This window comes from Chryseobacterium culicis, assembly GCF_002979755.1.
Taxonomy (GTDB): domain Bacteria; phylum Bacteroidota; class Bacteroidia; order Flavobacteriales; family Weeksellaceae; genus Chryseobacterium; species Chryseobacterium culicis_A.
This window is the reverse complement of record NZ_PCPP01000001.1, coordinates 1154900-1169425: the sequence shown is the minus strand read 5'-3', so window position 1 is coordinate 1169425 and position 14526 is coordinate 1154900. Positions and strand designations below refer to the sequence as shown.

The following is a 14526-nucleotide window of genomic DNA, read 5'->3' as shown; positions in this document are numbered from 1 at the left end:
GATCCTATGCGACCGAGTACATGTAATTGGACGGATTTGATTAAAAAAATACGTACGAATACTTTATATCCGAAGTACGAGTAATTACAAAGTGTTGTTTTGTAGTAGTTTACGGTATTCTGTTGGCGTGTTTCCTGTATGCTTTTTAAAAGCAGTATTAAACGAAGATTTTGAATTAAAACCTACTTCATACAAGATTTCAAGAATCGTTACCTTCATTTTTGTAGCATCTTTTAAAATATCCATAGCATATTCTATCCGATAGGTATTTACGAAATCATAAAAATGCTGTCCCAGATGATGATTGATTAACACAGATAATTCACGGGTAGGAATTCCAATATGATCAGAAATATTCTGAATGGTTATCGAAGGATTCAGGAATGGTTTTTCTGCGGTCATAAAATGCTTTAATTTCAGAAGTTCTTCATTGCTCTCTTTTTCATGTACCGCTTCAGGCTCATTCTTTTTTTCCTCTGAAACAATGTCAGAAACAAGCTTTAATTTTGAATCGATGTTTCTGAATAGACCGGGATTGTTGAGTGCTTTAAACAAATACCAGCACACAATAAACAATTGAGAAACCAGGATTCCGATTTTTATCCACTCTGAGATGTAGGGATAATCTGAGAATTTAAAAATATTTTTTAAAAGTGCGGTTAAATACACCACAGCAAGCACACTGGTGAATTGGAACAGCCAGTGGTAAGAATTGATATTGGTACCGGAATAGTTCTCGAGATATAATTTTTTTGCTTTTCTCAATAGGATAAAAACAGCTGTAAAATAGATAAATGTCTGAATATGAAAAAGAATATGATTGAACTGGATCTCTATCATATTTTGACGATCCATAATGAAATCAATTTTAGAAGCTGTATCCACTGAATAAAAACGGGGGATCAAAGCGATATTTGCTGCTAAGAAAGGAAGCAGGTGTATGAGATATTTAGGTTTAAATTTAAAATCAGAATAACAAACCGATAATACATACAGGTAAAAGGTTGGAATCTGTAGAAAGGCAAGAGTATTTCTGAGCATTCCAAAATTTGAAGGACCATCCGTTATGAGACTCAATAAGGGTTCGCTAATGTCTATCGCAGTGATGATGAGGAACAAAGCAAAAAGAGAATTACTTGTTTTATGCTTTGTTTTAACGGTAATGAGAAAAAATGCAAGAAAAAATGAAACGAACAAAGAGATTATTGTTACAATAATTAATAAATTACTCTTATCCATTTTTTATTTTTTTGTTCATAGTTCAATAGTCTTTCTGGTTTGCAATTGAATTTCGTGAAGCTAAAGTGAGGCTTGAAATTCAAAATGAAACTGTGCAAATATAGACATTAGATTGAAATAATATATTTTTTTAAAAAGATGTTCTGCTTCCCATACTGATACTCTAAATCATTTGAACGTAACAGTCGTATAAATAAGTATTTAATGCTTTTTATGTTCTGGAAAACAGGCAGTGAGTGAAGATGAATAATAGGAGAGAACCTAACATTTTACAGCAATAGGAGACCTCATAAAGGCCTCCTACTTGATTTGGGGTAGTTATGAAATGAAATACCACCTATTTTTAACAATATTATCCTTTATGATAAGGACACCCTGATGCTGCATCAGAATTTTCAGAAATATTGAAGAACTGATCTTCAATTACTTTTCTCTGATCCTCAGGAATATCCTGTATTTTACGAAGGGTATTGACTTGGATATGAGGCCAGCTGGTAGTACCGCCATCATTCCCGAAATCAAATTCGAAGAATACGATTTGCTCATATTGCAGCTGAAGAATTTCTTTTCCATCTTCAATCACTGTTTCAATCCACATGTCCATATCCACCTCAACAGTCGGAACAAAACGATTGACAAAAGGAACATTCAAAACACCTCCTTGTGCTCCGGTTTTCATTTTGGAAGACATTCTTACATGAACATAATTGCTGACTTTCTGACCTCTTAATGTATCCCTAAGCCTAAGATCAGGACGTACAGAATAAGGATATAAATCGTCTGCCAGTATTCGCTGGGTATAAATCTTGTTTGAACCCTTATCATTAACGTCATTAAGTGTTTCATGAACCCAGGCAGGTGCAGGTTTGTCAAGATCAATGATTTCCTCAGGGGTAACTCCTGCATTACCCATTGTACGTGAAATTGAAAGATGATTAGTTTCCCATGCCTCTTTGCCATAAGGGAATTGAGGAGAGCCTTCAATTAAATAGAATGTTTGGTTGTCTTTATTTTGAGGAACAATATCTCCAAGTAGAGTAATAGTGCTTCCATGAGGAATAACGCCGCTTCTCGAGATAGAGTAGTCCGGAATAAAATAAGGCCCGTCAATTCCTGCTCCCGGCTTTATTTCCTGAGCCGGAATGATTTCATAATAAGGCTGCCCCGGCTGTAGCTGACTTAAAAGAATATATTTAGGGTTTGCCTCTTCGTCTGGAGTAATCCTTACCAAAGGCTCATCTCTGTATTCCCCTGTATAGCCATACTTCGCATCTTCAGTTGAAATAGCATGAATACCGCGGTCTCTTTCAATAGATTCTTTGGTTGCTGCGTGATTGTAAACGTCACTCAGCCAAAGATACATTCCGTTTTCTTCATGGATAGGAGTGTATTTTAAAGCGTCCTGTCCTTGTACGGTATTAACACTTTTTATGCTCTGTTCATATTTAACAGCCCCACAGAAAAGTTCACTGGCTCCACCACGGTTACGAACTCCACCCGGAACAATCGAAAAGGTTAACTTCTCAATATATTCTTCACTGTCAAAAGCGAATTTTCCGGGAATTGTTCCTGAATTGGTTCCCGGAGAAGGCATAATCGTAGTATGCACTCCGCTTGCTAATGAAGGCTTGGTAATGTCTTTATTGTAATTAACATTGTAACTTACCCAGGTTCCATTCAATGCTGCAAGAACTCCATAATCTACATTATTCTCAATGGACTGTAGATTTTCTTCTCTAAAAGGTCTTACCGGATCATCAATAAGAAGTTTTGAATATCCATCCATTACCTCAGCCAGATTAGCCTCATGTTGGCCAGGCATTTTACGGAATAACTGTTCACTTCCCGCTTCGGGACTCTCTTTTTTTCTTTTAAGCATGATATATCGTTTTTATGGTTATAGATTGATGTATTCGAAAGTTGGACCTGCATTATTCTGAGCGTCCAATGGTTGTTTCATCAGATTAACAGCCTGTTCTTTCAAGGCATACATATACATAATGGACTTTTCCAGCTCTCTCTGATTTCCTTCCACAGCACTTTGTATAGCATCTAATAAACGTTTGTAGGTTTTATTAAACTCAACACCTTGGGCATGTAATTCTTTATTTTTGATATAATCTTCCAGTTTAGGATTAGGTTTCATCGGATATGCCTCATTCCATTCTACCGGAAGATCTTTTCCAGTAGGTGGCGTTGTTACAGGCATCATTCCGTTTTCATCCATAAAAGGTTCATAATTTCCTCCCAGATAGAAATGCTCATGGAAAACTTCTTTAAATCTGAAATAATGCGCCAGTTCCGCTCCTTCTTCAAATTGAGAAGGATCAACGTCGAAAATAGAATCATCAGCACCTTCTCCCTGTCCTTTAATTTCCTCAAAAACAGCAATTACTCCGGCTAAAGCCTCTACAGAATGTAATTTTCCGCCACTTCCGTAATATTGTTCAGGACGGATTTGTTTGGACGGATTTCCTGTGAAAATTCCTCCGGTATTTAATTCTTCAAAATTCGCAGGAAGTTGTCCGTGTTCTTTGTAGTATGCAATGATTTGGAAAATAACGATATAGAAGAATAAAACATCATAATACTCACCAATGGTGTGTACATTTTCCATAATGAAGCCCTTCATATTTTCAAGAGTCCAGAAGTTGTTTTCCTGTACCGGGGCTCTTTGAGTATATAATGCTGAAGTGTCAGTGTCATGATCATATTTTGGGGCTTTTACCAAAGGCTTGCCTGGACTTTCAATTGCAATAAATGTTGCAATACTATTGCTTGAGAATGTTTCAAGGCCAACATAGAAATCAACATTCATGGGTAGTTTCATCGGGTAAGTAGGATAGTTTTCCTGTTTGTTGACAGAAGGCTGGATGTCAATAGCATTCAGAACATTACAAACCATAATCAGGTGAAGCATTTCTTCCACAGCAACACTTCTGATAATTTGTGAAGCCAGGGCATTAGTACCATCCTTGATTGAATATAAAGCAGTAAGGTAAGGTGGAATGGTAGAATGTTCGATAAGAATTGCTGTCTGTAAAAGATCCTGTAAAATCGGTTTATAATCAATTTCGATTAATCCCTTTTTTAATTCTGAAACTCCGGATCCGAACTGTGATTGAAGGTAAGCATTAAACTCTTTGATCTGATTCGTTAACAGAAGATTGGTTAATGTTTTACTGTGATGCTTTAATCCTTCCATCCAGTCTTCCTTGCTAAGCGTTGAATCAAACAGCAAAGAAGGCAATGAAACGGCCTCAGTAACAACAGCACTTCTGGCTGCCATTCTTCCTGCTGTTAATAACGTTTCCTGTGGTTGAGCGGTTTTATTGATAAGTTTTTGTCTCATGTTGTTATTTTTTAAGTTGAATTTCAAGATCAGCAAGAATAGACTCTACTGAACGGATCGTAAATGCTGATAATGTTAAAGTAGGGTTTGAAGTTCCGAGAGTGGTCATATTTCCAGCTCCTACAATGTATAAGTTAGGGTGATCCCAGGCTTTACAATAGCTGTTGGTAACAGAATCTTCAGCTGTAGAACCCATTCTGTGAGTACCTACGATGTGACCTGCGCCATTGTAAGAATACCTTACCCCATTGTACATCACGGAGTTCATATCTGCTGCAGTATATTTGGTGAAATCTTTAATGCCTAATCTTTTAAACATTTGATCCGAAGCATGTTTTGCATGTTCCATGGCTTTCATTTCATATTCTGTCAGCTCATAATGAATGACAGGTCGCGGAATTCCCAGGACATCCATGTATTGATCATTAATTGTAACCCTGTTATTGGGATTCGGTAATTGTTCGATTTCAAAATGGAATAATACCTGTTTTGAAAGTCTGTTGGTAAGAGCCTCTCTCAATTCAGCTCCGAAAAGATTCTCCTGACTGATAAAATAGGCAACATCAGATCCCGGAGAAAATGCCGGCCATCCCCATCCCCAGTTGTCAAGAGGAGAGATCCATGCTGAAAACTCACCTCTGAAGTTCCCGTCACGGAAAGACGAAATGTTTGTGGTAGAACCAGGCCCTCTGTATGGGTAAACCGGTTCTGGGAAAAGTCCCCAGGTCAGCATTACCATATGATCCATCAGGTTTCTTCCCACCTGATCACTGCTGTTGGCTGCGGTTTTTACACCGTTTTGAGTAGTATATGGGGAATTCAACAAAATTTTGGGGTTTTCAAAAGCGTTAGCCGCAAGAATTACAATAGCATCTGAAGTGTCGATAGATTCTTCAATGAAATCTGTTTTCTCTTTTGAGGTATATCTTCTCAAATGAACTTTTGAAATCTTATCCTTATCATTCTGGTCAACGCTCAATCTGTAAACCACACTCTGAGCCTGAATCTGCATGTATGGATTACGTTTAAGGTTTTCATGATCATTAAGTTTATATAAAGCTTTTTTCAATGTCTTTAGCGCATTGTATTTAGCCTGAACAGGGCAGATGGGAACACAGGAAGCATTCCCTTCACAACGTTCTCCCATATAAGGATTCCATACAGAACCCAATGCTTTATATTCTTCTTTTTCAGAACTGTCTAAAACCAGTTTATATCCGGATTCTTTTGGTTCGGCTTTGATGATCTTTGTTTTTCCGTATTTTGGATTGGGAATAGAGTTTCTTCCCTGTGGAGAAGGCACCATCATTAAAGGAATCTCTCCGGAACTTAGTTTCACACTTGTCCCTTTAAGTCCTTCAATAATCTTATGATCCATATAACTCTGAGGAATCTCTTCCATTGGAAATACATAGTTTCCATAATATTTTTCCATATTCTCATCAATGGGATATTCCTGTCTTGAAACATCTCCTGAAACTCCGATTTCAAATTCTGCCATTTCATAATAAGGCCTTAATTCCTCATAGTCAATAGGCCAGTTGATAGGCGTTTTTTCTTTGGAATCCGGCTTGTGTATTGTAATTCCGTATTTCTCGGTGAGTTTGAAATCATTTGGAAGCATTCTGGGTGTAGTTCCCAGCCAGTGAAGGGTAGTTCCGCCTCCCACTCTTATGGCATCACTTGCAAAAGGCATGGGGCCAAACTGAACCAGATATCCTTTTTTATCAGGAAACGGCTGAACAATATGTTCCATATCCAGAACATTAGGAGAAGGAGCTTGCTTTAAATTCGGATAAGGTGAATTGGGAACCTTGGCTTCCTCCCGATAAAAAGTACGTATATATTCATTGTAAGTGGTCATTGAGGATACGGAATCCAGTTCCAGCCCAGCTTCCAGTCCAGCCTCATACATGAGTATTGATATTTCCTTGATGCTATCTGATTTTCCGGCATCAGCACGGTGAATCATTTTCCCTTTTGCTACATCAAATACATGATCTGACAGTAATTTTGCGATCAATGATCCTGCGATCCCCGTTCCTACGATGATCACATCTTTTTTGTTATGGGTCTGGTTCATGAGTTGCTGTTTACAGGTTTAATATTCCATGATTTGTAGCCAGGTTGTTTTGCTCCTGGCGGATGAGAGTGCATCAGATTCCAGACAAGACCTTCTTTGTAAGAAAGATCATTGATGTAACTGCCTTCCCAGGTTCCCAAATACCACATGGTGATTACTTTTCCGGCAATCTCATTCATTCCTGCATTACCAATAATTTCGGATTGAATGGCCTTTTTTAATTCCTCTTCACCGGAAGAATTTTCAAGAATATTTTTGGATACGGTAAGGAATTCTACGAAAGTGGCGGCTTCTAAGCTTTTTAAAACATAAGTGTAATAGGTTTCTGCAAGACCTGTGGATTGTAGTTCGTTTACTGTAAATCCCGCGAGCGCTTCCGAGATAGACATAAACACGTCGAAATAATAATCGTCGACGTTGAGAATTTTGTTAATAATATTCATTTCGTTAAAAATTTGGGTTAGATATCTTCAATTCCCTTCAACAGGAGGGCATCAAGCCGATTGATCTACAGCTGCAAGATTTTTCAGATACCATCTCTTTCTCCGAAATGATTGAATGTATTTCAAGCGATCCATAGTAACCAGTTTTTGTTTATCCGAAATTAATCAGATCCCGGCAGATAAGATTCAGTATTTCTACGTAATTTGTGCTAACGGTAATTTGAAAAATTATAAAATAACCCTTTGTGGTAAAGGGTTTCAAGGTGTTTTGTTTTCACCTAGTTTAGAATTAATTTAAATAATGTGGTATTGAAACAGAATACGATATTAAAGGGAATCGATTCAAGTAAGTTTAAAAATAATAATAAATTGGCGATCAGGATGTAACGAAAGTGAAACTATAGTAGTCTAATCAATATGAGTTAACTTTTTGCTAGACAGTTACCCCAAATAAAACCAATTACTATTGACTATGAAAAGATTTTCACTTACTTTATTGTGCTTTGCTTCTTCTCTTTTTTCTGCACAGGGATTGAACAGCCAGAAAGAAACAGCTACGAATTTGTCCAAAAATATAAATGAGCAGTCGGTACATCAATCTGTTCAGCTGGAGACAGATAAAGTATTCAATAAATTAGTGAACCTAAGAAGGACATTTCATGAAAATCCTGAATTGGCTGGTAAGGAAAAGCAAACTCAGGAAAAAATTAAGCAGTATCTGCTGGATCTGGGACTGGAAGTTCAAACAGACCATTACGGATATAGCGTTGTAGGGATTTTGAAAGGAGATAAAAAAGGCAAAAAAATAGCCTGGAGATCAGACATGGATGCACTCCCGAATGATTATCCGGATCCGGAGGTTTTCAAATCAAAAGTAAAGGGAGTTCAGCATGGGTGTGGTCACGATATTCACATGGCGATCGGGTTAGGGATTGCTGAAGTTCTTTCCAAAAATAAAAAATCTTTAAAGGGAACAGTATATTTTATATTTCAACCTGAAGAGGAAACCTTCAAAGGCGCGAAAGAACTGCTTAATAATGGATTGCTTTCTAAAATAAACCCTAATGAAATCTATGGGCTTCATGTAACGGCTACTCCTGTTGGCCAGATCATGGTGAAGCCCAGTGAAATGTTTGCCTATCAGAAGAGAATAAGAATTCAGTTAAAAAAAGGACTGTCTGAAGAGGAGCTCAACGGCTTAACAAAAAAAATCAGTAATTCTTTATTTCGGGCTTCTTCCGGAAGCAAACCCTGGGAAATACAGTCTATTGTTGATCCTAAAATAGGGTTGACCCATCCTGATACTATCTTCAAAGATTATCTTTTTACAGATGGAAAATTCAATATTTATTCTAAAAATAATGAATCTTTTCTTGAAGCCTACCTGTATGAGACGAATTCTTCCAATCTAGATAAAATAATTCCTGAAGTTCAGAAAATTGTTGAAGATAGCGGATATAAAAATCAGCTGCTTTCCATTTCATTCGCTCAGGAAAATCCAACGGTTATCAATAATGAAAAACTGACAAAATCGGCAATAGAAATCCTTCAGAATCTTTATGGAAAAAATGCTGTTGCTTCAGATTATGGTCAGGTTCCGTTTTTTAATGATGATTTTGCTTATTTTCAACAAAAAATACCCGGAGTTTACTTTTTTCCTTGGAGGATCTAATTTTGAAAAAGGAGTAATAGCAATGAATCATTCTCCTAATTTTCAGGTGGATGAGGAAAGCATCAGAACCGGAGTGAAAAGTTTTTCATCATTATTGATAGAACGCCTTAACAGAAACTAATTCTTGACAGCAATCGCATCTATCTCAAACAACATTCCAGGTAAAGCCAGCTGACTTACCGGAATAAGTGTACTGGTAGGCAAGAATGAATGATGCCATACTTTCTTCGCTTCATCCGCCCATATTTCAAGTTTTTCCTGATTGTGATCCACAATGAGTAAGGTAATTTTGACAATATTCTCAAATGTCATGTCATGGCTTTTCAGCACAATTTTTAGGTTTTTCAAAGCATCCTGAACCTGAGTTTTAAAATCATCCGCCAATTCATGATTTTCCCCGACACCTCCGCTCTGCCCGGAAATAAAGCACATCTGAGAAGGAGATTCTATAGAAATGCTGTGTGAGAAACCATAAGGTCCAGGATTAAATAATTCCGCAGGATTAATCAGTGTAGGTTGTGTATTGCTTTCCATAATCTTTCATTTAATGAGGTAAAGATGAGAGATAAAAATTGAAAAACTCTTTACATATGTTGAGAAAAATATTCTTTTATTTGGGTAAAGTTCCCTTTCAATAAAAATGGAATTCAAATAAAAAATGCTGTCTCAAAAGTTTCATTCTGAACATACGCTGGAAGTCTGTGAACACAGCTCGGAAATGTAGTGAAGAATTTCATCTTTGAGACAGCCTCTTTAAATTTTTTACTCTACAACAATACTTTCAATCCCTCTTTGTAAAGCCGTTTCCTGAATGACAGGAACAGAAAGACCTTCTGCACGTACCACAGAAATATCCGTCATTCCCATAAATCCAAGAGTTTGTTTTAAGTAAGGAACAACAAAATCATAAGCCTGTCTTTCCCCTTCCGAATATACTCCGCCACTGGAAAAAGCCAGATATACTTTTTTGTTTTTTACCAAACCTTCAGGACCGTTTTCACTGTAGCTGAAGGTTTTTCCAGCTCTGGCAATATGATCTAACCATGATTTCAGGGTAGAAGTGATGCTGAAATTATACAATGGAGCTTCGATAACAATAATATCGGCTTCATGCAGCTCATCAATGACTGTATCTGAAAGTTTTACCGTTTCCCATTGTTCAGAAGTCCGGTTTTCAGCAGGAGTGAAAAATGCATTGATATGTGCTTCTTCTAAATGAGGAAAAAGAGGATTCGCCAAATCACGTTTTTTAAAAACACTGTCAGGGTATTTTGCTGTAATTTTTTCCACAACGGCATTTCCCAGTTTTTTACTGATTGATGATTCGCTTCTCGGGCTTGAGACAATATGAAGTACTCGTTTCATTTTTTATTTTTTTAAAAATTGATGTTTCAAAATTATTTATATTTACTAATAAAAAGATAGTAGTTACCAAAAGGTTAGTAATAACATTTAGGTTAGTAATAAGCTAAAACAGAAACAATGGAAGAAGAAAAAATAGTGTATTCAAGGCCGCAATGCAGTACTCATCTGTCTGCTACAGAGGATGCTTTGTATGTTTTAGGAGGGAGATGGACCATCCGCGTAATGATTGCTATTTTGGGTGGGCATACCCGTTTCAATGAACTGCAGAGAACTATCAAAGGAATTTCAGCAAGAGTATTATCCAGCGAATTAAAAAAACTGGAGGTAAATCATCTGGTTGAAAGGACGGTTATTACAGATCAGAAACCGGTGTTGGTAGAATATGTTCCCACAGAATATAGCGAATCACTGAAAGATGTTATTGCTGCTCTGGCAGATTGGGGAGCAAAGCATAAAAAGAAAATTACTGCCTGATAATAAAAATAGAAGAGTAGTGTTGAGGTTAGCAAATACTGTGTTTTGTGGTATTTGATAAGTTGCAGCATTGCTTATACTTTAAGTACTTTTACTCAAATTAATAATAACAAGATGGTCATAGGCGAAGACTTATTATTTTCTCACGGAGCCAGTCTGGAAAATTATGAAGCCGGAGATGCTGTTTTTCAGGAAGGTACCGCAGCAAAATATTATTTCCAGATCAAATATGGTACTGTGAAACTGAATACGTTTTTGGAAGACGGAAAAGAATTTGTTCACGGGCTGCCTTTTGATGGTCATTGCATTGGTGAAAGTTATTTATTCACAGACCATCATTATGCCATTAATGCCATTGCGGTTACCCACTGTGAAATCATTAAAATTTCCAAAACAAAAATTCTTGAAATCCTGCTGGAAAACCCTGAATTGATGCTTGAGATTAATAAATATATGGCAGACAGACTTCATTTCAGATTTATGATTTCCAGTTTTCTGGCCATTTCGGATCCCATTGTAAAGCTCACAAAGCTTTTTGATCATATTAAAAAGTATTTCGGATTTGTAGAAGCGTATTCATTTCTGATTCCCTATACGAGACAGCAAATAGCAACCCTAACCGGTCTTCGGGTGGAAACGGTGATCAGATATGTCAAAAAAATGGAGGAACAGAAAATGGTTAAAATTGAAAGCACTAAAATTTATTATTAGCTTTCAGTACTTCAAACTAAGTTCTTTTATTATTTTAAAATTAAAACAGGCTGATGCGTATTTTGGTAAATTCCTTCAGAAATACTTCTGCTTGCCAGATAATACAGGAAGCTGTGCTTACCAGGTAATGCAATGATAAGATCTGCCTCATTTGATGCGGCAAAAGACAGGATTCCATTAATGACGTTTTCATCATGAGAATAATGAATGCTGCTTGGGATTTCTGTTAAATGTTCACGAATATAGTCTTCCAGTTCTTTTTTATGGTCTTCATTCTCTTTTTCATTGTTGTTGATATTTAAAAATGACAGTCGTACATCCTGCTTATGAATAACAGATTTGTGATGAAATAATCTTTCTAATCTTTTAATTCCTTTAATATCACAAGGAATAAAGATATTCTTAATAGGAGTGTAATGATAGCTGTTAGGAACAATCAAGGTCTTCACAGGGCTTGTTCTTGCAATACTTATAATATTATCAGAAACAAAACTCTCAGTACTGGAAGTCTGATCATCACTTCCCAAAATAATCAATTCCACAGACGGCTGATTTTTTAAGAGCTCATTAATACTTCTGGTAATGACCCAGTCACTTAAAATCCTGGAAACCTTTACCTCAGGGGACTTTTCGGTAATAATACTGCTTAATTGGTCAAATAATGACTCCGTTCTCTGCAGTAAATTATTTACACTTTCTTCATTCACAAAGGAATGACCTTCTGCAATATGCAGGTAGTCAAACTCAGATTCACCTGCTGTTTTTAGGAGGATAATGTTTTGATATTCGTAGGTTTTTGCCCAATCTGCGGCAACTCTTACTGCATTTTCCGTAGTTGATGTAAAATCAATGGGTACAAGGATTGTTCTCATATGCTATCATGTTTTGATCCCGGTTCTTCCAGGTTTGCGGTCATTTTTTTTACTAAAAGCAGTGCTTTGTTTATCTCTTCTTCGTCTATAGTACCTGCTGCCTTTTTATAAAGATCCAATACCCAGGGATAAACGGTTTCTACAATCTGTTTCCCTTTCTGAGTCAAAAAGATCTGTTTATTTCTCCTGTCATTTTTATCAGCTATCCTTTCCACTAAATCCCTTTTTACAAGGCTATTGATGAGGTAGGTAATACTTGATTTGTCTTTACTTACTTTATTCCCGATTTCCTGCTGATTGATGCCGTTATTGCGTGAAAGAAGTCCCAGAATTTCAATCAGTTCAAAAGAAAGATCCGGATCATATTCATTAATACTATTCTGGATTTTCTGCCGGAGACGGCTTTTCATTTCACTCATCGCCAGACCAAGTTCCAGGGCCAGTTCTGATATATTCTGTTTTGCAGACATACTTTATAATTAATAATGATACAGCAGTATAAAATCGATATCCAAAAGGATTTTAGCATGACTTATCCTAACAAATATACGAAAAATTAGTTTTAATTAAAACTAATCGAAGGTAAAGTATTCTATAGCAAGAGATAAAAAATGAAAAAATAAATCTTCAGGAACAAATTTTGTAGTCAGATAACTAGAATATTAATTAAAAAAGGATATGTCTGTAATTGTGTTAAAAAGAATTTACGAAACACCGTCTCCAGACGATGGCTGCCGTATTCTGGTAGATCGTCTTTGGCCAAGAGGACTTTCAAAAGAAAATGCTGATCTTGATGAATGGGATAAAGACATTGCGCCATCAACAGAATTAAGACTGTGGTTTCATCACGATCCTGCATTATGGCAAGAATTTTCAGAAAAATATATGAAGGAACTTCATGAAAGTAATCTCGGGCATGGCTTCCTGAAGCGTCATAAGAATCAGGAGAAAATTACATTGTTATATGCTGCTAAAGATGAAGCCCATTGCCATGCCATCATTGTAAAAAAGTATCTGGAAAGTATAAAATAAAAAAAGCAGAGATTAGTTCTCTGCTTTTTCTTTTTTAACGGCCTGATGCATAATAAGGATAATTCCCAAAAGGAAAAATGCGATGATCAGATAACGCCACGAAAGATCTTTTTGATCTGTTACAGTTCCGCTTACAGAAATGATAAAGCTCGTTACAGAAGTGATCACATATACCAATCCACCCATAAGCCCTCCGGCGGTACCTGCATTTTTAGGAAAGTAAAGCATACTTGTTGTAAAAAAGGAGGTAAATAAAATTCCGGAGCAGATGTGAATAAAAAAGGCAAAAGGAATCATAATGAAAAGACTTTCTGCAAAATAACTGGTGATAATCAGTCCGGCAATCAGAATCAGCTGAAGCAAAATAGGTTGTAGAATTCTTGGTTTAAAATCAAGAGTCAGTCTTCGTTTTCCGATAAAACCTCCTATCATCCAGGAGAAGCCCAGGATCAATGTACAGTATCCAATAACTACTGGTGTAAAATGAAAAGTATTTTCAATAATAAAAGGCCCGGTAATATTAAAGAGCATAACAATAGAGTAGCTCAATCCTAAAATGAAAATCCCTAACATGAAAATCCTGTTTTTAAGCATCATTTTGTAAAGACTGATATTCTCCGACAGATCCAGTTTCTTTTTCTGGGGAAGACTTTCGCCACTAAAAAACCACTCAAAAAGGAACAGAAATCCGGCATATCCGGCTAGAAAATAAAAATTAGCATGCCAGTTAAATATTTTCTCAAGATACCCTCCCAGGAAAGGAGCCAGAATAGGGCCGCACGACCATACAATGGTAAAATAGCTCAAATAATGCTTTACTCTTTCCGAATCATAAATGTCTACGAAAATAGCACGCGTAGCCACCACAAGAACCGAAACAGCTGCTCCCTGAAGTATACGAAGCAGACAGATCAGTAAAATGCTGTTCGTCATCGTAATGAGAATACTGGTCAGGATCAAGAGGAACAAGGCAATCAATTTAGGACGGTAACGTCCTATACTATCCAGAATTCCTCCTACAAACAACTAGGAAATTCCGTAGCTCAATAGATATGAGGTCAACGTGATCTGAATATCTTTTTCCGAAACCATCATTTCTTTGGCCATAGAAGGAAACGATGGTAAATAAATATCCGTGACAAACCCGGAAAGCGGGATAGACACGAAGGCCATAATGGTAATTAATCTGATTCGTTGCTCAGATGCTTCTCTCAACATATTCATTCGTTTTTACCATGCAAAAATAAGTCAAGAAATGGGAAACTGGATTTTAAAAGACAAAG

Annotated in this window: 13 protein-coding genes and 1 pseudogene; 4 read left to right on the top strand and 10 right to left on the bottom strand. The window is 36.7% G+C overall.

From position 1 onward, the window contains the following. Positions 1 to 84: 84 nt before the first annotated feature. The 5 genes from CQ022_RS05490 to CQ022_RS05470 form a co-directional block, all read right to left on the bottom strand. The gene (locus CQ022_RS05490) at positions 85 to 1239 is read right to left on the bottom strand and encodes a helix-turn-helix domain-containing protein (protein ID WP_105681984.1); all 1155 of its coding nucleotides are present in this window, start codon (positions 1237 to 1239) and stop codon (positions 85 to 87) included. Between the two features lie 352 nt (positions 1240 to 1591). Beyond that, positions 1592 to 3118, bottom strand: coding sequence for a peroxidase, FMP-type (locus CQ022_RS05485; RefSeq protein WP_105681985.1), 1527 nt, complete (start codon positions 3116 to 3118; stop codon positions 1592 to 1594). A gap of 18 nt (positions 3119 to 3136) precedes the next feature. After that, positions 3137 to 4591: a ferritin-like domain-containing protein gene (locus tag CQ022_RS05480; protein WP_123864387.1), complete on the bottom strand. Its 1455-nt coding sequence runs from the start codon at positions 4589 to 4591 to the stop codon at positions 3137 to 3139. Positions 4592 to 4595: 4 nt separating this feature from the next. After that, positions 4596 to 6674: a GMC oxidoreductase gene (locus tag CQ022_RS05475; protein ID WP_105681987.1), complete on the bottom strand. Its 2079-nt coding sequence runs from the start codon at positions 6672 to 6674 to the stop codon at positions 4596 to 4598. Further along, positions 6671 to 7117 carry a hypothetical protein gene (locus CQ022_RS05470; RefSeq protein WP_123864386.1) on the bottom strand — a complete coding sequence of 149 codons (447 nt, stop codon included), beginning with the start codon at positions 7115 to 7117 and terminating at the stop codon, positions 6671 to 6673. The genes CQ022_RS05475 and CQ022_RS05470 overlap by 4 nt, the downstream gene beginning before the upstream one ends. Before the next feature lie 472 nt (positions 7118 to 7589). Between CQ022_RS05470 and CQ022_RS05465 the strand changes: the two genes are divergently transcribed. Beyond that, positions 7590 to 8789: a M20 family metallopeptidase gene (locus tag CQ022_RS05465; protein ID WP_228421590.1), complete on the top strand. Its 1200-nt coding sequence runs from the start codon at positions 7590 to 7592 to the stop codon at positions 8787 to 8789. A 117-nt stretch (positions 8790 to 8906) separates the two neighbouring features. Here the strand turns inward: CQ022_RS05465 and CQ022_RS05460 are convergent, their stop codons facing one another. After that, positions 8907 to 9323, bottom strand: a complete 417-nt coding sequence (locus tag CQ022_RS05460) for a RidA family protein (protein ID WP_105681989.1) — start codon at positions 9321 to 9323, stop codon at positions 8907 to 8909. Positions 9324 to 9551: 228 nt separating this feature from the next. After that, positions 9552 to 10154 carry an FMN-dependent NADH-azoreductase gene (locus tag CQ022_RS05455; RefSeq protein ID WP_105681990.1) on the bottom strand — a complete coding sequence of 201 codons (603 nt, stop codon included), beginning with the start codon at positions 10152 to 10154 and terminating at the stop codon, positions 9552 to 9554. 117 nt (positions 10155 to 10271) lie between these two features. On the opposite strand from CQ022_RS05455, the gene CQ022_RS05450 reads away from it, so the two are divergent. Both CQ022_RS05450 and CQ022_RS05445 read left to right on the top strand, forming a co-directional pair. Continuing rightward, complete coding sequence (locus CQ022_RS05450) at positions 10272 to 10628, top strand: winged helix-turn-helix transcriptional regulator (protein ID WP_105681991.1); 357 nt, start codon at positions 10272 to 10274, stop codon at positions 10626 to 10628. 114 nt (positions 10629 to 10742) lie between these two features. Continuing rightward, complete coding sequence (locus CQ022_RS05445; RefSeq protein WP_105681992.1) at positions 10743 to 11339, top strand: Crp/Fnr family transcriptional regulator; 597 nt, start codon at positions 10743 to 10745, stop codon at positions 11337 to 11339. Positions 11340 to 11368: 29 nt separating this feature from the next. Here the strand turns inward: CQ022_RS05445 and CQ022_RS05440 are convergent, their stop codons facing one another. Next, entirely contained in the window at positions 11369 to 12211 is an 843-nt protein-coding gene (locus CQ022_RS05440) for a universal stress protein (protein WP_105681993.1), read from the bottom strand. Then, the gene (locus CQ022_RS05435; protein WP_105681994.1) at positions 12208 to 12681 is read right to left on the bottom strand and encodes a MarR family winged helix-turn-helix transcriptional regulator; all 474 of its coding nucleotides are present in this window, start codon (positions 12679 to 12681) and stop codon (positions 12208 to 12210) included. The genes CQ022_RS05440 and CQ022_RS05435 overlap by 4 nt, the downstream gene beginning before the upstream one ends. Positions 12682 to 12889: 208 nt before the next feature. On the opposite strand from CQ022_RS05435, the gene CQ022_RS05430 reads away from it, so the two are divergent. Continuing rightward, positions 12890 to 13243, top strand: a complete 354-nt coding sequence (locus CQ022_RS05430) for a DUF488 domain-containing protein (protein WP_105681995.1) — start codon at positions 12890 to 12892, stop codon at positions 13241 to 13243. A gap of 12 nt (positions 13244 to 13255) precedes the next feature. On the opposite strand, the pseudogene CQ022_RS05425 reads toward CQ022_RS05430, so the two are convergent. Then, positions 13256 to 14461, bottom strand: a pseudogene (locus tag CQ022_RS05425) (MFS transporter). Positions 14462 to 14526 lie beyond the last annotated feature (65 nt).